Genomic DNA, 18,893 nt, shown 5'->3' with positions numbered 1-18,893 from the left:
CCGATGGCTTGCCGCACAGCGCCTGCCGCCATGACTTCTCTGACCCATTTTGACGAACAAGGCCAAGCCCACATGGTCGACGTCGGCGACAAAGCCAGCACCCGGCGCATTGCCGTGGCCCAAGGCACTATTTTGATGGAAGCAGCCACGCTGGAACTGATCCTGTCGGGCAGCGCCAAGAAGGGTGACGTGCTGGGCATTGCACGCATCGCGGGCATCCAGGGTGCCAAGAAAACCAGTGACCTGATCCCCCTGTGCCACCCGATCGCCCTGACCCGCGTGGCGGTGGACTTTGAGCCCCTGTCGGCCGCTGAAAGCCCGGGCGTGCGCTGCACCGCACGCACCGAATGCACGGGCCCCACCGGCGTCGAGATGGAAGCCCTGACCGCCGTCCAGGTGGCCTTGCTGACGATCTACGACATGTGCAAGGCCGTGGACCGCGGCATGACCATCACGGACGTGCGCCTGCTGGAGAAGCGGGGAGGGAAGTCGGGCGACTTTGTGGTGGCTTGAGCGCCGGCTCAGGGGCCGGGATTCGGTTGTCGTAGAAGCCTTCGGGGGGCGGGGCTCGGCGTAGGACTTCGTTGAGTTCGGGGTAGGAATCGACAGCCATATCCCGCAGCGCCCTGAGTTCTTCCTCGTAGGTGGCCCGTCCATAGACATTGCCCATCACGCGCAGCTGGTGCAGGGCTTCGCCGGCTTCGCCATTGAGTGCCAAGGCAACGAGGTACTTGCGATGCAATCCGCCCCAATTGAAGTAGCGATTGGCCTGTTTGATGAGCTCCAGTTCATCTGCTGACATGCCACGGCGTGGTTCCATGCGCCCCAACGTCAGCAAAGCATCGAACTGATCGAGCAGATGTAAATTCGGGTCCACAAAATCGGCGGGCCGACGGCCCACCTTGCGCACTTCAAAACGCATAACGCGGTAAGCATCCTCGACCTCGACATACTCCCAGGCCACCGAAACCGCCAGGCTGGACCAGAGCAGAAACACCCCAGCGAGGGCCACCCGCTGAAAGCGGCTGGCCTCAGCGTTACGCGATCCACTGACCGGCGTCTCGGGCATCAACTGTGCGCTGAGTCCTCCACAGACCGCCGCTACCGGGAACAAGAAGAAGGCATACGCGAACGGAAACTCCAACTGGGAATGCACCAAAACCGGCACAGTGAAGGCCATCAGCACCACATCCAGGGGGCGTTTAGCCCGCCAAGCCAAGCGGGCTAAACTCCAAATCAACAGCCCGATCAATGCCAGTCCCAGCGGTACGCCCAGCCAGGCCAGCAGGTCCAACATCAGGTTGTGCGCATAGTCAGTTGGAACTGGGCCGGGCCAGACCTCCGACCCAACTCGCTGGGCGGCCGCCGTCGCGCGCCAGCCATAGCCGAACCAAGGTGCTTGGAAGATCCCCTCCATGACTTGCCGCCAGAGGATCACCCGGATGCTGTCGGTTCCAAATTGCAATGCACGGGGAGGATCCAAATCGGCGGCCAACACGAGGGCACCATGGAGCATCCGCAAGCCCAGTAAGCCACCGGCCCAGGCCAACACCATGCGCCATGGCGCCGGGCGACCTGCGCGCCACTCCGCCACCCACCAGTAAACACAGACGCAAGCCACACTGAGCAAGGCAGCACGTGACTCCGTAAGCACGATGCCGAAACTCAAGGTCAACGTCACCAAGCCAAACACCCATGGGCCCAAGCGTTGAAAGCGATAGAGACCGTAGCTGGCGATGGCAGACATCACAAGCAAAGTCCCCAACAAATTGGGCTGAGCCAGATTACCAACTGCTCGCCCGCCGGCACCACGGTCAACAGCCAGGATCCCGATGGATTCTTCAACACTGAGCCACTGCGCCGCTGCTATGTAGGTCGATAGCCCCCCTGCAATCAACAGCATGAAGGCAGCGACCACCAAGTATTTCGGGGCAGCCGTGCGGTCCTGAACCACCGAAAAACCCAAAGCCCAAGCCACTGCAGAGCCCACGACATACAAGCTGATCAGCAGCGCCTCACCGTGAAAGTAGATGAGTCCCGAGGCCCACTGCCAACCAACCATTGCCAACAGGCAGCCGAACACAAGCCAAGCCTGTCGGGGCAACGCGCTGATCCTCCGCCACCCGATTTGACAGCCTCCAAACACTGCGATCGCAGCAAACATCAGCGCTTCGTTGTGAAAACTGGTCCAAGGCGGGTAGTGATTGGGAGCTAGCCAACTCAACGCTACGAGGGCTGCAGCCAGTGATAACAAGATTGTCATGAAAAAACGCCCCTGAAGGGGCGTTTCCTTGAAGACTGGTCGGACCAGAAAATCAACCGCGGCAAGAGCCTGGCAGATACTTAGAGGCCAAGGTCGTGCCATCGGTGCCCGAACCACAACGCCATCCGTACAGCGGTTGACCCATCTGTGTACGAGCGCCTGCAGTGCTATTCGTCACTGGAGTAGCTGCGTTAACCAGCGGTGCCAAAGACACCTTCTTGCCAGTAATGGTGTTGTCACCTTGCGCTGTCACGATAATGTAACCGCCATCAGTCGTTTCAACCGAGGAAACGTACTTAGTTTGTTGCGTAGCGGTCGACGTACCGGACACACCCGATTCACAGCCCCAGGTGTTGGCGGTCGGTACGCTTGACGCGCTACCGGTTTGGAAGGTTTCGGTGATGGAGGTACGGCAGGCAGAAGCAGCCAACACCACTTCAGACACCTTGGCGCGCACGGTGTAGTCCTGGTAAGCCGGCAGGGCCACGGCAGCCAAGATACCGATGATCGCAACCACGATCATCAATTCGATCAAGGTAAAACCTTTTTGGATGGAACGCTTCATGTGAAAACTCCTGAAATGAAGGGGAAAGACGGTCTATCTCAGCAGCTTCTGTGCCAGGCCTTTTGAGGGGGGGCGAACCTTGAAACAAGGGTCTTTTGAGACAGAAATGTCGGTATTGGTCTTTTTTAGGTCCCACATCACGGCATGAAGCGACATTTTTGTCACGCCAAAAATGTCATTTCAGACCCATGCAAGACCTCCAACGAACTTAAATGATGAATTCGTCGCCTGCTTGCAAGCCTTTGAGGCACAAAGGCCAGCCCACAGGGTGCTCCCCCTGCGCTTCCAGGGCCTGGAGTTGGGCGGCGATGTCGGCCGTTTCAGAGGGCTTGGTGTGCGTGATGTGGATCGGGTAATCGGGCTGGCGGGGCAGGTGACGCAGTTCCTCGATCAAGGTGATGGGCGACAAATGGCCGCTTCGCACCGCCAGTTCATGTTCGGCCTCGCCAAAAGCCGTCTCGATGACCAAGGCCTTGACCGACAGTTGCTGCACCCGGGCCCAAAACCGGGGATCGCCCCCCGTGTCGCCACTGAAAACCCAAGCGCCATGGCCCCCATCCACCGCAAAGCCCACGGCGGGCACGGCGTGGCAGGCAGGCAAGACCTCAATTTGCACATCGGCACAAGGCAGTTGCTCACCCAACTCAAACGGATGCAGCGTGAGGAAAGGCTTGTCTGCCGAAGGCAAGCGGGTGAAGTCGGGCCAGATGACGTCGTTGAACACATGCTGGCGCAGGGCTTGGAGCGTGGCGGGCAGGCCACGCACGCGCAATGGGGTGTGCCGCAGCTTGGCCACACTGTCCAACATCAGGGGCAGGGCCGCAATGTGGTCCAGATGGGAATGGGTGAGAAACACATCGTTGATGCGGGCCATTTCGTCCAAGGTGAGGTCACCCACCCCCGTGCCGGCATCGATCAGCAGCTGTTCATTGACCAGAAACGAGGTGGTGCGGCAGTTCCGGGCAATGGCGCCCGAACATCCCAGAACCCGAATTCTCATGAAACCATCCCCTATTTGGTGTCGAGCACGGTCACGCCATCCCAATCGGCGGCCGGCAGGTGCTGCGAGAAGGCCAGGAGTCGCTGCTTGAAGAGCTGGCAGAGCCCGACCAAGCACTCTACATTCTGCAAATTTTCCAACATCTGCTGACAGACTGCCCAATCTTTTGCGCGGTAAGCGAGAAGAAATTGATCCCAGGCCTGGGCCTGGTCATCGGTCAAGCTGGAGGCCTGGTCCTGAGTCGGGGACGGCCAAGGGCAGGAGATGGCCACCGCATCCTCTTTGCCTTGCACGCGAACCCAGTCCAGGGCCTGCCACAGTGCGGTCGTGCCCGCCTGGGCGCGGGTGCTTTCGCTGGCGACAATGGACACGCCATACAGCTTGGACAAGCCTTCCAAGCGCGAGGCGAGGTTCACCGCGTCGCCAATCACGGTGTAGCTGCGGCGCAGGTCCGACCCCATGTCACCCACCCGCATGATGCCTGTGTTCAGGCCGATGCCAACCGCGATCGGGCTGAGCCCATGGGCTTGACGCTCCCGGTTGAAGAGCGCCACTTCCGCCACCATGTCCAAGGCCGCAGCAACCGCCCGCGCCGCGTGATCGGCTTGGACCACGGGCGCACCCCAGAACGCCATCACGCAGTCGCCCATGTACTTGTCGATGGTGCCCTGATGGCGCCGAATGCACAGGGTCAGGCGGCTGAACAGGCTGTTCAACAGGTCCTGCAAGGCCTCGGGCGACAGGCCTTCGGAGAGGCGGGTGAAGCCCCGCATATCGCAGAACATGACCGTCATCTCTCGGCTGGCGGCACGCATGGAGTAGCGCTCCGGTGCCAGCAACATCTGGTCGACCAATTCGGGCGGCACGTAGGTCCCAAACACGCCAGCCAGGCGCCGCTTGGCGCGGCTTTCGACCAGGTAGCCGTAGCTCATGTGCCCTCCCAGAACCAGCAAGACCAGCACCACGCAGCTGGCCAAGGGCAGGACCAAGTCTGCTGCCTGGTACAGCGCCAGGTTCAAACCGATCACCCCCAGCAGGGTCCCGATGCCCAAGGCCAGGGCGGTGACAGCCCCGACACGGGGCAGGGTCAAGGCCAGGAGGGTCGCCACGCCAATCAGCAGCAAGACCTCATAGCCCAGGGCATAGTCCGGCCGAACCGCCAAGCGCTGATCCAACAGCCCGCTGACCACGTTGGCATGCGACTCAACGCCTGGATAGGTTTGCCCCACCGGCGTGGCGCGCAAATCCAGCAAGCCGGGCGAGGTGGAGCCCACCAGGACAATGCGCCCACGCAGGGCTGCAGCATCCACCCGCCCCTGCAACACATCCACGGCCGACAGGTAGCGGTAAGAGCCCCCTCGAGGGCCGCCGGCACCACGGAACGGGATCAGGGTCGTCCCCCGCTCATCTACCGGAATGCGCTGCTGCAGTCCCGGTCCGATCAAGCCGAGGGCCTCTAAGACAGGCGGGGCCTGAGCCGATGCCAAGAGTGGCACCACCTGCGGCAGTCCCTTGGCCGCGCGGTACAAGCCCAAGGCCAGGGACTCGTAGTACTGCCCCTCAAAGTGCGCCAGCAGTGGCAAGGACCGGACCATGCCGTCCTCGTCGGTGACCGAGTTGAAAAAACCGGCCAAGGGCGCGGCCGCCGCCAGCTCAGCCAAGCTGGCCCCGTAACCATCCCAATCCAGGACCTGCAAGCCTTCCGCCGGCAGCCCAGCGGAGCTCAGCACGGGCGCCGGCAACACCCCCTTGCGCCGCCCCTCTCGGTCACTGGTGAAGTAGTACCCCAGCACCACGGGTCGGCCTTGCAGCACCTGGGCGAAACGATGGTCGTAGTTGAGCTGAGGCGCGAGCTGCTGAACCCGTTGAGCCAACAGGGGGTCGTCCGGGCCTGCGTGGCGGACCAAGGCCTGCAAGGCGTGCAGGCCAGAACTGGTATCGGCTTCGGAAAACAGCACGTCAAAGCCCAGCGCTGAGATGCCGTATTGATCAAAAAGACGCTGGGTCAACAGCGCGAGTTGGTCGCGCCCCCAAGGCCAATGCCCCACCTCGGCGAGGCTTTTTTCGTCGATGTCGACAATGACCACCCGCTCGTCGAGGCTGCCCGGCAAGGTGAGTCGCAGGCGCGTGTCATAGAGCAGCGCGTCCAGCCGGCTGATCAGCGACAGTTGGTAGCCGCCCAGCACGTGGCCCAGCAACAGGCACAGTGGCAGCAAGATGACCGCCAGGCGTCGGCCCTGCTTGATCAGAGCCCCTCGGTACCCCGCCCACCGGGTCGGCTCGGCCATGTTCCCCCGGCCTTCAGTCGGCTCAGGCCTGGAAGAACTGCATCTGGGTGCCCGCGAGCTCCATCACATCACCGCTCTTGAGCGTGACCGGCTCAGCGCCAACCGCGTTGCCGTTGAGGGTGGGGAAAGTGCCCCCTTCAACGTGCGCCAGCACGAAGCCATGGGGGCGGCGGGTGATGGCGGCCACTGCCACACCCGGTTTGCCGATGGTGGTCACCACCTTGGTGAGGCTGACCTCACGTCCGGCTGCAGAGCCAGACAGGACCTTGATGGAACCCGACAAAGCCTCAGCGGCATGCAAAGGCGGCAACTGGTAGCTGCCCATGGACGCCGGTACCGTGGGCAGGACGCCCGCGGCGGAGTGGGGCGGGCGCACCACCATGGTCTTGTCGTAGTCGGCCGCCTCTGTGTCGCCAATGAAGCGAATCTTGTACTTGCCGACCTCGATGGTGTCGCCGTTGTGCAATTGCTGCTTCTTGACGGCTTTGCCATTGACGTAGGTGCCGTTGGTGCTGTTGAGGTCTTCAAGGGTCACCTCAGCGCCCTCGAGCTGCAGCACAGCGTGTTCCCCGCTGACGGCCAGGTTATCGATCACGATGTCGTTGTAGGGGCGGCGACCCAGCGTCGTGCGCTCTTTGGTCAACTGCACTTCCTTGATGACGACCCCATCGATCGAGACGATCATCTTGGGCATGTTCGGTACTCCTGAAAACCTGGCTTGTTATGAAATCGCGGGAACTGCTGGCTGGATTCAGGCGCCCCAAAGGCGTGACAGCAGCCCTTTTTTGGAAAAAACATCCCCAGCTCGCACCAGCAGCACGCTGATATTATCGCGCCCCCCATGTTGATTGGCGAGATTGATCATGCGCGTTGCTTTTTGGGTCAGCGACTCGGGAACCGCCAGCAATTCAGCAATATCGGAGGCACTCAGCATGTCGGACAAACCATCGGAACACAGCAGGTAGAGATCGCCATTTTCGACGCGGCATTCGCTGACCTCGAGCAAAGCGGCATCTTCCACCCCCATGGCCCGGGTGACCAGGTTGCGGTTGATGGAGACCGCCGCCTGTTCAGGCGTGATCAGGCCCGCGTCCACTTGCTCCTGCAGCAAGGAATGGTCTTTGGTCAGCTGAATCAGCTCACCTTTGCGCAAGCGGTAGCAGCGTGAATCACCGATGTGCCCCAGCATCAAGCGCGCATCTTGAAACACGCCCATGACCAAGGTCGTGCCCATGCCCGAATACTGTGGGTTGCTGTGGGCGGCATTGAAAATGGCGCGGTTTGCGTTGTCGACGCAAATCTCCATGGCGCGCTGAATCTCTTTGGCATTGGCATGCCGCCCCGCCTGCGACAACCAGCGAGACAATTCAGTCCGGATGAAAGTCGTTGCCATGCCGCTGGCAACCTCGCCTGCGTTGTAACCGCCCATGCCGTCGGCCAGCACGGCCAAACAGGTCAACTCGTCAAAGGTCACCGAATCTTCGTTGTTGGCGCGGGCCAAACCCGGATCGGTGAAGGCACAAAACTCGTATTTCATTGTTTGAAAATCCAGGCGTCCACCTGACGACTTGAGCGCTGACACGCCAGGCCGGCCCCCAACGTGCGGTGACACTGACCGTCGTGGCTGATGGACATCCCAACCCTCCCCAGGGCTTTGGTCTATTTGATTGAGTTCGAAAAGCAGGGGCGCCGCGGCGGAAGACGCTGCAACGCGCAGCCTTGTCCGCCTCCCTCAGGCACTGTTCCGCACACAAACTTCACGTTCATGTGACAGATACAAACGGCTGACACAGTATCAGAGCCCCCGCTGACGGACAAGCCAGGGCTGACAAAAAAACAATGGGGCCACCGCTTTGGGCGGTGGCCCCAAGGAGTTTCAACTCAGCAGTGCGGATCAGGCAGCGGCGTGCTTGCTGGCGCTGCGCGCCTGCAGCCATTTGCCCAGACCGATCACCAAAGCAGCACCGGCAGCCGGGGCCAAGGTGTGCAACCAGGCGTTGGCTTCCAGGAAGTCCTTCAGGAACACGTCGCTGACGATGGTCTCACCAGCCACCCAGCCGATCAGGCCAGCACCCAACATCACGATGATGGGGAAGCGCTCCATGAGCTTGATCATCAAAGTGCTGCCGAAAATCACCAGCGGAATGCTGATGGCCAGGCCGATGATCAGCAAGGTGTCGCTGCCCTTGGCGGCGGCGGCCACGGCAATCACGTTGTCCAGGCTCATCACCAAATCAGCGATCAAGATGGTACGCACAGCGGCCATCATGCCGCCAGCAGCCTTGGCGTCGCCTTCTTCTTCCTCTTCTTCACTCAGGAGCTGCACGCCGATCCACAGCAGCAAACCGCCACCGACGATTTGCAGGAAAGGCAGACCCAAGAGCTTGGCGGCGACAAAGGTCAGGCCAATGCGCAGGACCACGGCTGCGGCCGAGCCAAACAAAATGGCCTTCTTTTGCTGCTCAGCTGGCAGCGAGCGGGCCGCCAAAGCGATCACCACTGCGTTATCGCCCGACAAAATGATGTTGATCCAGATGATCTTGATCAAGCCGATCCAGAACTCTGGGTTGTTCAGCATTTCCATGCATGTTCTCCTGTGTTTGAATGAAAGAAGCGCCCGAAACCTGCGTTTCGAGCGCTTCTTTGATATGGGAAGCCGAAGTGTAGCGGCCTCCAGCCCCTAGGCCGTCCGTAGTTTTGCGTACGGACGGGGGCCTCAGGCCTTACTTCAGTTGGGCCTTGAGCAGCTTGCCCAGTTCAGACGGGTTGCGCGTCACGACGAAGCCACACTCTTCCATGATGGCGAGCTTGGCGTCGGCGGTGTCAGCACCACCAGCGATCAGGGCGCCGGCGTGGCCCATGCGCTTGCCGGGAGGGGCGGTCACGCCAGCGATGAAGCCGACCACCGGCTTCTTCATGTTGGCCTTGCACCAGCGAGCGGCATCGGCCTCGTCCGGGCCGCCGATTTCGCCGATCATGATCACGGCGTCGGTGTCCGGATCGTCGTTGAAGGCTTGCATCACGTCGATGTGCTTCAGGCCGTTGATCGGGTCACCACCGATACCGACGGCGCTGGACTGGCCCAGACCGACTTCGGTCAGCATGGCCACCGCTTCATAGGTCAGGGTGCCGGAACGCGACACCACGCCGATGCGGCCCTTGCGGTGGATGTGACCGGGCATGATGCCGATCTTGATTTCGTCGGGCGTGATCAGGCCAGGGCAGTTGGGGCCCAGCAGCAAGGTCTTCTTGCCGCCGGCCGCTTCCTTGGCCTTCATCTTGTTGCGCACTTCGAGCATGTCACGGACCGGGATGCCTTCGGTGATGCAGATGGCCAGGTCCAGGTCAGCTTCAACAGCTTCCCAGATGGCAGCCGCAGCGCCTGCGGGCGGCACGTAGATCACCGACACGGTGGCGCCGGTTTGGTGTGCAGCTTCCTTGACGGAGGCGTAGATGGGGATGTTGAAGATCGACTCGCCGGCCTTCTTCGGGTTCACGCCGGCCACGAAGGCGTTCTTGCCGTTCGCGTATTCCTGGCACTTTTCGGTGTGGAACTGGCCAGTCTTGCCCGTGATGCCCTGGGTGATGACCTTGGTGTCTTTGTTGATGTAAATCGACATGTTTCTTCTCCGGGCTTCTTACTTGACGGCAGCGACGATCTTGGTCGCAGCTTCGGCCATGGTGTCGGCAGCAATGATCGGCAGGCCGGATTCGGCCAGCAGCTTCTTGCCCAGCTCTTCGTTGGTGCCCTTCATGCGGACCACCAGCGGCACGGACAGGTTCACAGCCTTGCAAGCGGTGATCACGCCGTTGGCGATGGTGTCGCACTTCATGATGCCGCCGAAGATGTTGACCAGAATGCCCTTGACCTTGGGGTTCTTGAGCATGATCTTGAAGGCTTCGGTGACCTTCTCAGCAGTGGCACCGCCGCCCACGTCCAAGAAGTTGGCCGGCTCGCCGCCGAACAGCTTGATGGTGTCCATGGTGGCCATGGCCAGACCGGCACCGTTGACCAGGCAGCCAATGTTGCCATCCAACGAGATGTAAGCCAGGTCAAACTTGGAAGCTTCGACTTCAGCCGGATCTTCTTCGTCCAGGTCGCGGAAAGCCACGATTTCCGGGTGACGGAACAGGGCGTTGGCGTCGAAGTTGAACTTGGCGTCCAGAGCGATCAGGTTGTTCTTGCTGTCGCGGTTCAGCGGGTTGATTTCCACCAACGAAGCGTCGGTTTCCATGTAGCACTTGAACAGCTTTTGGAAGATGTCGACGGCTTGGGCGGTCGACTCAGCGGGCAGGCCGATGCCATTGGCGATCTTGGTGGCTTGCTCAGCGCTCAGACCGGTCAGCGGATCGATGAACTCGGTGATGATCTTTTCGGGGGTGGAGTGGGCCACTTCCTCGATGTCCATGCCGCCTTCGCTGGACGCAATGAAGGCGAGCTTCTGCGTGGCGCGGTCGGTCACGATGGACACGTAGTATTCCTTTTGGATGTCAGCGCCGTCTTCGATGTAGAGGCGACGAACCTTCTGGCCTTCGGGGCCAGTTTGGTGCGTGACCAGCTGCATGCCGAGGATGTCGCCGGCGAGCTTCTTCACGTCTTCAATGGTCTTGGCAACCTTGACGCCGCCGCCTTTGCCACGGCCACCCGCGTGGATCTGGGCTTTGACAACCCAAACCGGACCACCCAATTTTTGGGCGGCTTCAACAGCTTCTTGAACTGTAAATGCAGGAATGCCGCGGGGAACGGGCACACCAAACTGACGCAAGATTTCCTTGCCTTGGTACTCGTGAATCTTCATGAGGGCTCTCTCAGGAATGGATGATTTTCACCCGGCGACCTCGCAATTTGCCGGCGTCGGGCAGTGGACACAGCAACCCTGAAATGTATCATGTTGCTCTGCACAAACCTTGTGCGTAACTGACACGGCATGAACAGCATTGGGGCACAGAACAACCATGGCCAAGGTTTTTATTGATGGCGAAGCCGGCACCACCGGCCTGCAAATCCGCGAACGTCTGCAACACATGCCGGCGATTGAAGTGGTCAGCATTGCGGCCGATCGGCGCAAGGACCCGGCTGCCAAGCGCGAGCTGATCGCTGGCGTGGACCTGGTCATTTTGTGCCTGCACGACGATGCAGCGCGCGAGACCGTGGCCATGGTCGACGAGCTCGAAGCCAGCACCGGCCGCCCAGGCCCCAAGATCATCGACGCTTCGACCGCACACCGCGTCGCGCCGGGCTGGGTGTTTGGTTTTCCGGAACTGGCGGCTGGCCAGCGCGCGGCGGTGCAAGCGGCCCGACGGGTGGCCAACCCAGGCTGCTACGCCACGGGCGCGATTGCCCTGCTGCGCCCCCTGATCGATGCGGGCTTGCTGCCCGCCGACCACCCAGTGGCCCTGCCCTCGGTCAGCGGTTACTCAGGCGGCGGCCGCCCCATGATCGAGGCCTACGAAAAGGGCGAAGCTCCGCTGTTCGAGGCCTACGCACTGGGCCTCAAGCACAAGCACATCCCCGAGATCATGGCCTACACCGGCCTGACGCGCCGTCCTCTGTTTGTGCCGGCGGTGGGCAACTTCCGCCAAGGCATGCTGGTGCAGTTGCCCCTGCACCTGGACACCCTGCCAGGCAGCCCCAAGGCGGCCGACCTGCATGACGCTCTGGTGCGGCATTACGCCGCGAGTGCGGCTGAAGGCGGCTGGGTCAGCGTGCAAGACGCTGGCAGCGACGGCAAGCTCGATGCCCTGGCTTTGAACGACACCAACAAGCTCGAACTGCGCGTTTTCGGCAACGACGAGTACCACCATGCCGTGCTGATCGCGCGTCTGGACAACCTGGGCAAGGGTGCCAGCGGTGCGGCTGTGCAAAACCTGCAATTGATGCTGGGGCTCTGAGCGCCCCATCCGGCCTGGCAGCCACCACAAGAAAAGGCCCCCGTCGGGGCCTTTTTTCATGGGAGGAATCCCTGTCGACGACGCGAAGGCCCCGCCCGCTGAGCGCAGCTGATTTGCCAGCTAATCGGCGCTGGAATCCAGGTCCTCTTCAGGAACGCCCTGACCCGCCAGCACCCGACGCACCACCTCGGATGAGAAGCCTCGGGTCAGCAAAAAACGGCTTTGTTTGGCCCGGGTGGGCGCATCGGTGGGCAGTTGGTCAAAGCGCTTGGCCCACACGGCCTGGGCGCGGGACAGCTCGCTGTCCTTGAGGCCAGCCAGCGCTTGTTGCACGGCCTCGCCCTGCACGCCCTTGGCTTGCAACTCCTGCCGCAGGCGGCCGGCGCCCAGGCGCGAGGCGCGGCGGTAGAGCAGGGACTCGATCACCCGCTGCTCATCGATGAAGCCGCGCGCCTGCAGCTCGTCCAGGGCCTGCGCCAGTTCGCCAGGCACCTCTTCATGCGGCGCGAGCTTGCGCTCCAGCTCAGCACGCGAGTGCTCGCGCATCGACAGGTAGCGCAGGGCGCGCCCCTTGAGCGAGATTTTTTCAAACGACATGCGTGCCTGACAACCGCGCTCGGCGCCCGGACCTCAGACCCTGGCGCCGATGCGGCTCACTCACTCGGCGTCAGCCACCGGGGCCGCGCTCAAGGCGGGGGGCAGCAGGGCAATGCCCAGGCTGTCGCGCACCTTGTTCTCGATCTCACGGGCCAAGTCGGGGTTTTCGCGCAGGAACTCGCGGGCGTTGTCCCGGCCTTGGCCGATTTTTTCACCGTTGTAGGCGTACCAGGCACCCGACTTCTCGATGATCTTGGCGTTCACGCCCATGTCGATGATTTCGCCATGGCGGCTGATGCCTTCACCGAACAGGATGTCGAACTCTGCCGTCTTGAACGGAGGCGACACCTTGTTCTTGACCACTTTGACCTTGGTTTCGTTGCCGATCGATTCCTCACCCTTCTTGATGGTGCCGGTGCGGCGGATGTCCAGGCGCACCGAGGCGTAGAACTTCAGCGCGTTACCGCCGGTGGTGGTCTCGGGCGAACCGAACATCACGCCGATCTTCATGCGGATCTGGTTGATGAAGATGACCATGCAGTTGGTCTTCTTGATGGTCGAGGTCAGCTTGCGCAGGGCCTGGCTCATCAAACGGGCCTGCAGGCCCGGCAGGGAGTCACCCATTTCGCCTTCGATTTCGGCCTTCGGGGTCAGGGCGGCCACCGAGTCGACCACGATCAGGTCCACGGCGCCCGAGCGCACCAGGCTGTCGACGATTTCCAGCGCTTGTTCGCCGGTGTCAGGTTGGCTGATCAGCAGCTCTTGCAGGTTCACACCCAGCTTTTGGGCGTACTGGATGTCCAGTGCGTGCTCGGCGTCCACAAAGGCGCAGGTGCCGCCTTGTTTTTGCATTTCGGCCACGACCTGCAGGGTCAGGGTGGTCTTGCCCGAAGATTCCGGACCGTAGATTTCAACCACCCGGCCGCGCGGCAGGCCGCCCACGCCCAGGGCCACGTCCAGGCCCAGCGAACCAGTGGAGATGACCTGGATGTCCTCGATCACCTCGCCTTCGCCCAGGCGCATGATGGTGCCCTTGCCGAACTGCTTTTCAATCTGGGCCAGCGCGGCCTGCAAGGCCTTGGCTTTTTCGGGATTGGCGGCGTTGCCTTTGACGGGTGCGTCCATGGTGTGACTCCTGATGTGTGTGTCTGAGAACCGGTGGGTCAGCACTGTGATTGGTCACAGGCTGGATGCTTGAACAGTAGTTTACGCAAGCCTTGAAAAAATATCTCTGATTTTTTAGTCAGTTTGCCTGACTATTAAAATCATGACCATGCAAGCCCTTCCCCACCCCGATGATGCGTGGCGCCAGACCCACCTGGGCCGCCTGATGGGCCACGCGCTGCGCCGCTTCGACGAACGGGTGTTGACCCTGATGGCGCACAACATTGAAGTGCCGCTGGCCCTGTCCAACCTCGCCGCCCGGGCCCAGGTCAGCGCCGCCCACATCCACATCACGCGCCACCTGGCCCTGGAGGGGTCCCGCCTGACCGACCTGGCTGCCAGCGCTGGCATGAGCAAACAGGCCATGGCCGACCTGGTGACGCAGTGCGAGGCCTGGGGCCTGGTGCGGCGCGAGCCCGACCCGCTGGACGCACGCGCCCGGCGCGTGTGCTTCACCGCCACCGGTCTGACCTGGCTGCAGGCCTTCCGCGACGCGGTGGCCCAGGCCGAAGCCGAGTTCCGCCAAGCGGTGGGCGTCGAAGTCGCCACCGTGGTGGCACTGGGCCTGGAGGCCTACGCGGGCGCCTGAGCCCGCCCTCAAGGCCAGAGGATCAACACCGGGTTTTGCCAGGTCGGCAGGCCTCGCCATCGCGCCTAAAATTTAGCCATGGGGCCCACGCGCCCCCACCGCCCAGGAGACCCCATGAGAATTCTGATTGCCGAAGACGACCAGGTGCTGGCCGATGGTTTGCTGCGCACCCTGCGCGCCTCGGGCGCGGCGGTGGACCATGTGGCCAGCGGCACCGAGGCCGATGCCGCCCTGATGACGAACAACGAGTTCGATCTGCTGATCCTGGACCTGGGGCTGCCGCGCATGCACGGGCTGGAGGTGCTCAAGCGCCTGCGCAGCCGCGGCTCGGCCCTGCCAGTGCTGGTGTTGACCGCCGCAGACAGCGTCGAAGAACGCGTCAAAGGCTTGGACTACGGCGCCGACGATTACATGGCCAAGCCCTTTTCGCTGCAAGAACTGGAAGCCCGCGTGCGCGCGCTGACCCGACGCGGCATGGGCGGCACCAGCAGCGCCATCAAGCATGGCCCGCTGGTCTACGACCAGGCGGGTCGCGTGGCCACCATCGACGGCAAGATGGTCGAGCTGTCGGCCCGCGAACTGGGCCTGCTCGAAGTGCTGCTGCAGCGCGCTGGCCGCCTGGTCAGCAAAGACCAGCTGGTGGAGCGCCTGTGCGAATGGGGCGAGGAGGTCAGCAACAACGCCATCGAGGTCTACATCCACCGCCTGCGCAAGAAGATCGAGCGCGGGCCCATCCGCATCGCCACCGTGCGCGGCCTGGGCTACTGCCTCGAAAAAATCCCCAGCTAGGCCCCTGCTTTGAAAATCTTCCAGCGTGAGCAGCGCTCGCTGTTCGGCGAAATCCTGGACTGGATGCTCACGCCGCTGCTGCTGCTGTGGCCGGTCAGCCTGGCGCTGACCTGGCTGGTCGCACAGGGCATTGCCAACAAGCCCTTTGACCGTGCGCTGGAGTACAACGTGCAGGCGCTGGCTCAGCTCATCACGGTGCAGAACAACCGGGCCAACTTCAACCTGCCCCAGCCCGCCAGCGAGCTGCTGCGCGCCGACGACTCCGACATGGTGTACTACCAGGTGATGGGCACGCGTGGCGAGTATTTGTCCGGCGAACGCGAGCTGCCCTTGCCCACCGAGGAAGACAAAACCGTCATTGGCGTGGTGCGACTGCGCGACGACGAGCTCAAGGGCCTGGAAGTGCGTGTGGCCTACATCTGGGTGCGCCTGCCGCTGGAAAACGCCGAACCTGCGCTGGTGCAGGTGGCCGAGACGCGCGAAAAGCGCTCCGTGCTGGCCACCGAAATCATCAAGGGCGTGATGCTGCCGCAGTTCGTCATCCTGCCACTGGCTGTGCTGCTGGTGTGGCTGGCGCTGGCGCGCGGCATCAAGCCACTGTCCCAGTTGGAAGAGCGCATCCGCGCCCGCGACCCGGATGACCTGAGCCCGCTGGACGACAAGGCCGTGCCCATGGAGGTGGCGCCCCTGGTGTCCTCGGTGAACGACTTGCTGACCCGGCTCAACGACTCGATTGCGACCCAGAAACGCTTTCTGGCCGACGCCGCGCACCAGCTCAAAACCCCCTTGGCGGGCCTGCGCATGCAGGCCGACCTGGCGCAGCGTGAAGGCACCAGCACCGATGAGCTCAAGCAGTCGCTCAAGCAAATCGGACGCTCCAGCATCCGCGCCACCCACACCGTCAACCAGCTGCTGGCCCTGGCCCGGGCGGAGAACAGCGGCGCGGCCCTGGCACGCCAGCCCTGCGATTTGGCCCGGCTGACCATGGAGGTGGTGCAGGACTCCGTGCCGCGCGCGCTCGAAAAACGCATCGACCTGGGCTACGACGGCGCCTCCCCCGGCACCCCCGGGGTGCAGCTGCAAGGCAACCCGACCCTGGTCAAGGAGCTGATCCGCAACCTGGTGGACAACGCCATCAACTACACGCCGTCCAGCGCCGAGCGTCCCGGCGTGGTCACCGCCCGCGTGCTGGCCGACACCTTCAGCCGCACCCTGCTGCTGCAAGTGGAAGACTCCGGCCCGGGCATCCCCGTGGCCGAACGCGAACTGGTGTTCCAGCCTTTTTACCGGGCCTTGGGCACCGATGCGGACGGCTCCGGCCTGGGCCTGCCGATCGTGCTGGAAATCGCGCGCCAGCACGAGGCCACGCTGACCCTGACCGACGCCCATCCGGGCCAGGCCGCGCCGGGCGCCTGCTTCACCGTGCGCTTTGTCTCGACCAGCCCGGAAGGCCTGCCGAGCTGAAACGGCGCCAGCGCCGGCGCTCAGCAGGGACGCAGGGTCTTGCCAGCCAACTGATCGCGCACCGGGTCGAGCTTGGCCTTGATCGCCTCATCCACCGCCGGCAGCTTGAGGCTGAAGCCCTTGGCGTCGGCCCGCTCTTGCTGGACGCGGGCCGTGCGCACGCCGCGCTGCGACAACGCATTGAGTTCTTCGTTGGCCGCCCCGGGGCTGGAGAAGCTGCCCAGCGACAGCCCGGGCTCCAGCGCCGGGTTGCCCACCGGCTCGAAAGGAATGCGGCGCGCGCGCAATTCGGCCTTCTTGCGGTTCAGGGTATCGACATCCGCGTAGCGGCCCATGTAGATGACCCAGCGCCCTGGCAGGGTCACGGGCTCCAGGCTCCAGGCCTTCTCATCCAGGGACTGCGCCAGCACAGGGCGCAAAGCAGCGGCCTGTTTCTCATCCAAAGGCCCAGCCACCAGGCACTCCTTGGAGGCTTCTGCGGCGGCCTCGGCAGCCGCCGTGAGCCGGTGGCTTTCTTCAGCGCTCAAGACCTTGAGCGCCTCGGGCTTGATCTGCTGCGCCAGGCGCTGCGGCTCGGAGGGATTGGCCGGGGCCCAGCCCCAAGCCGCCAGGTGGCCCTGGCTCCACGCAAAGTAGGCCCCGTTGGCCAGCAGCAGCAAAACAAGGAGCAAGCGCATGGGTGAGGGCGGTGTCTTTCGGTGGCAGAGGGGCGTTCAACGGGGGGCAGCCAGGGGCCGGACGCTCACCTCGGAACTGTGGATGGCCTGGGTGCCGTGACGAGTATGCACGAGCAAAGCACCGTCCGCGCCCACCCCCAGGGACGTGCCCTCCGACCCGTCGCTGGTGCGCACCTCACGGCCACGCAGGACATCGCGTGCGGCAAAACGCGCATGCAAGGGCGCAAAGCCCTGCTCGACAAAATCATGTACGGTGCGTGCCAGGTCGGGCACGACGCGCTCCAAGGCGCTGGGCGCGCTGGCCTCGGGCCAAAAATCACGCAGGCACGCCGGGGCGGTGGACAGGCCTTCCGCCTGGCGCGGCAGCACATTGAGCCCAATGCCCATCACCACATAGCGCGGCGGCACCGCTTGGCCGGCAGCGACCGCCCCAGCGCCGGCGGTCTCGATCAAGATGCCGCCCACCTTGCGGTCCTGCAGCCACAGGTCATTGGGCCACTTGAGCCCCAAGCCAGACCGACCATCAGGATCCAAGGACTCCACCAAAGACAGGCCCACGGCCAGCGACAGGCCCGACCAATCGCGTGGCGCCAGCGGCAAACCCAGGGACATCATCAGCGAGGGCGGGCCCTCGGCGGCTTCGCCCAGGCTGCCCTCCACACCGCTTTGCCAGACCCGGCCCAGGCGGCCGCGGCCGGCCGTCTGGCGCTCGGCCACCAGCAGCACGCGCTCATCGCGCCCAGCGCGGGCACGGCGCATCAGCTCGGTGTTGGTGGAGTCGATCTCGGGCAGCACCTCGACCGAAAAGTCTGGCCACAGCGGCTGCACCGCCTCCCACACCGCCTCGGCGGGCCAACGCACCACGGGGTGGTTGCTCATGGCGGGCGGGCTCAGCGGCGGGCCGGCTTGGCCGGGGACTGGGCCGAGCGCTGGGGCTGGGCCGGAGAGGCCGCCTTGCCCGCCGCCTGCGCCTTGCGCTGGGGCGGAATCTTGGGCGTGGCGGGACGCCGCTTGGGCGCCAGCAAGGTGCCGCGGCAGGCCTCGGCGCCGCACCAGCAGGGGTACTCGGCTTTGAGCTTGGGCGTGTAGCGCTCGTCGATGATCAGGCCGTAGTCGTAGTTCAGCTCTTCGCCCGCGTAGATGTTGCGCAGCGCCTTGATGAAGATGCGGCCGTCTTCTTCGTCAGCGATGCAATTGGGGTCGCAGCTGTGGTTGATCCATCGCGAGGAGTTGCCCCCGTTGAGCGCGTCGATCACCCGGTCTTCATCGACGTGGAAATAGAAGGTGTGGTTGGGGTCGTTCGGGTCGTGCGGGTGGCGGTCCTGGGCTTCATCCCAAGTGATGACTTCGCCCACGTACTCGATCACGGTTTCGCCCTCGGCGATGTCCTGCACCGCAAACACGCCCCTGCCGTGCACGCCTGAGCGACGTGTTTGAATGCGGCGACCGGAATTCACGGGGGCTTTTGCAGACATGACCAAAAACTCTGTTAATTTGAAAGGGCACCTGCGCGTGCATACACGTGCACGTGTGCGTGCATGTGCGCGCGAAACCCGGATTGTAGGAGGCTGGCAGACCAGCCTCGGGCCGGACCTTGAAAAGGGA

19 protein-coding genes are annotated in these 18,893 nt (G+C 63.2%); 5 read left to right on the top strand and 14 right to left on the bottom strand.

The genetic code is table 11. The features are described from left to right. Nucleotides 1-30 precede the first annotated feature (30 nt). A complete protein-coding gene (gene moaC, locus PSQ39_RS15880; protein ID WP_273927811.1) occupies nt 31-513 on the top strand; it encodes a cyclic pyranopterin monophosphate synthase MoaC in 483 nt (160 codons plus the stop codon). Here moaC and PSQ39_RS15875 read toward each other — a convergent pair. The 9 genes from PSQ39_RS15875 to sucC all read right to left on the bottom strand — a co-directional run bounded on the left by PSQ39_RS15875 (nt 452) and on the right by sucC (nt 10,915). Continuing rightward, nucleotides 452-2,263: a PglL family O-oligosaccharyltransferase gene (locus PSQ39_RS15875; RefSeq protein ID WP_273927810.1), complete on the bottom strand. Its 1,812-nt coding sequence runs from the start codon at nt 2,261-2,263 to the stop codon at nt 452-454. The genes moaC and PSQ39_RS15875 overlap by 62 nt on opposite strands. A gap of 52 nt (nt 2,264-2,315) precedes the next feature. Beyond that, nucleotides 2,316-2,828: a pilin gene (locus PSQ39_RS15870; protein ID WP_273927809.1), complete on the bottom strand. Its 513-nt coding sequence runs from the start codon at nt 2,826-2,828 to the stop codon at nt 2,316-2,318. Between the two features lie 208 nt (nt 2,829-3,036). Beyond that, the gene (locus PSQ39_RS15865; RefSeq protein WP_273927808.1) at nt 3,037-3,828 is read right to left on the bottom strand and encodes a 3',5'-cyclic-nucleotide phosphodiesterase; all 792 of its coding nucleotides are present in this window, start codon (nt 3,826-3,828) and stop codon (nt 3,037-3,039) included. Between the two features lie 11 nt (nt 3,829-3,839). Further along, a complete protein-coding gene (locus tag PSQ39_RS15860) occupies nt 3,840-6,116 on the bottom strand; it encodes a CHASE2 domain-containing protein (protein WP_273927807.1) in 2,277 nt (758 codons plus the stop codon). Between the two features lie 22 nt (nt 6,117-6,138). After that, the gene (locus PSQ39_RS15855; RefSeq protein WP_273927806.1) at nt 6,139-6,810 is read right to left on the bottom strand and encodes an FHA domain-containing protein; all 672 of its coding nucleotides are present in this window, start codon (nt 6,808-6,810) and stop codon (nt 6,139-6,141) included. Between the two features lie 57 nt (nt 6,811-6,867). Beyond that, entirely contained in the window at nt 6,868-7,653 is a 786-nt protein-coding gene (locus tag PSQ39_RS15850; protein ID WP_273927930.1) for a Stp1/IreP family PP2C-type Ser/Thr phosphatase, read from the bottom strand. Between the two features lie 357 nt (nt 7,654-8,010). After that, nucleotides 8,011-8,700 (bottom strand): TerC family protein, encoded by a 690-nt coding sequence (locus PSQ39_RS15845; RefSeq protein WP_273927805.1) that lies wholly within the window; start codon nt 8,698-8,700, stop codon nt 8,011-8,013. 139 nt (nt 8,701-8,839) lie between these two features. Further along, nucleotides 8,840-9,736, bottom strand: coding sequence for a succinate--CoA ligase subunit alpha (sucD, locus tag PSQ39_RS15840; protein WP_273927804.1), 897 nt, complete (start codon nt 9,734-9,736; stop codon nt 8,840-8,842). 18 nt (nt 9,737-9,754) lie between these two features. Next, nucleotides 9,755-10,915 (bottom strand): ADP-forming succinate--CoA ligase subunit beta, encoded by a 1,161-nt coding sequence (gene sucC / locus PSQ39_RS15835; protein WP_273927803.1) that lies wholly within the window; start codon nt 10,913-10,915, stop codon nt 9,755-9,757. Between the two features lie 157 nt (nt 10,916-11,072). Between sucC and argC the strand changes: the two genes are divergently transcribed. Beyond that, on the top strand, nt 11,073-12,008 hold the full coding sequence (argC, locus tag PSQ39_RS15830) for an N-acetyl-gamma-glutamyl-phosphate reductase (RefSeq protein WP_273927802.1): 936 nt from the start codon (nt 11,073-11,075) through the stop codon (nt 12,006-12,008). Between the two features lie 120 nt (nt 12,009-12,128). Here the strand turns inward: argC and recX are convergent, their stop codons facing one another. Both recX and recA read right to left on the bottom strand, forming a co-directional pair. Continuing rightward, nucleotides 12,129-12,605 (bottom strand): recombination regulator RecX, encoded by a 477-nt coding sequence (gene recX / locus PSQ39_RS15825; RefSeq protein ID WP_273927801.1) that lies wholly within the window; start codon nt 12,603-12,605, stop codon nt 12,129-12,131. 60 nt (nt 12,606-12,665) lie between these two features. After that, on the bottom strand, nt 12,666-13,730 hold the full coding sequence (gene recA / locus PSQ39_RS15820; RefSeq protein ID WP_273927800.1) for a recombinase RecA: 1,065 nt from the start codon (nt 13,728-13,730) through the stop codon (nt 12,666-12,668). A gap of 148 nt (nt 13,731-13,878) precedes the next feature. Between recA and PSQ39_RS15815 the strand changes: the two genes are divergently transcribed. From PSQ39_RS15815 to PSQ39_RS15805, 3 genes are all read left to right on the top strand, one after another. Continuing rightward, nucleotides 13,879-14,358: a MarR family winged helix-turn-helix transcriptional regulator gene (locus PSQ39_RS15815; RefSeq protein ID WP_273927799.1), complete on the top strand. Its 480-nt coding sequence runs from the start codon at nt 13,879-13,881 to the stop codon at nt 14,356-14,358. A 114-nt stretch (nt 14,359-14,472) separates the two neighbouring features. Continuing rightward, complete coding sequence (locus PSQ39_RS15810) at nt 14,473-15,147, top strand: response regulator transcription factor (protein ID WP_273927798.1); 675 nt, start codon at nt 14,473-14,475, stop codon at nt 15,145-15,147. 9 nt (nt 15,148-15,156) lie between these two features. Continuing rightward, on the top strand, nt 15,157-16,611 hold the full coding sequence (locus PSQ39_RS15805; protein WP_273927797.1) for a sensor histidine kinase: 1,455 nt from the start codon (nt 15,157-15,159) through the stop codon (nt 16,609-16,611). A 20-nt stretch (nt 16,612-16,631) separates the two neighbouring features. Here the strand turns inward: PSQ39_RS15805 and PSQ39_RS15800 are convergent, their stop codons facing one another. The 3 genes from PSQ39_RS15800 to PSQ39_RS15790 are packed head-to-tail and all read right to left on the bottom strand — an operon-like array spanning nt 16,632 to nt 18,763. Next, nucleotides 16,632-17,288 carry an SPOR domain-containing protein gene (locus PSQ39_RS15800; RefSeq protein ID WP_273927796.1) on the bottom strand — a complete coding sequence of 219 codons (657 nt, stop codon included), beginning with the start codon at nt 17,286-17,288 and terminating at the stop codon, nt 16,632-16,634. 36 nt (nt 17,289-17,324) lie between these two features. Beyond that, nucleotides 17,325-18,167 (bottom strand): biotin--[acetyl-CoA-carboxylase] ligase, encoded by an 843-nt coding sequence (locus tag PSQ39_RS15795; protein ID WP_273927795.1) that lies wholly within the window; start codon nt 18,165-18,167, stop codon nt 17,325-17,327. 11 nt (nt 18,168-18,178) lie between these two features. Continuing rightward, entirely contained in the window at nt 18,179-18,763 is a 585-nt protein-coding gene (locus PSQ39_RS15790; protein ID WP_273927794.1) for an SET domain-containing protein, read from the bottom strand. Between the last annotated feature and the right edge of the window lie 130 nt (nt 18,764-18,893).

The sequence above is a fragment of the Curvibacter microcysteis genome, from assembly GCF_028649455.1.
In the GTDB taxonomy this organism is placed as follows: Bacteria; Pseudomonadota; Gammaproteobacteria; order Burkholderiales; family Burkholderiaceae_C; genus Curvibacter; species Curvibacter microcysteis.
This window is presented reverse-complemented; position numbering and strand designations above follow the sequence as displayed.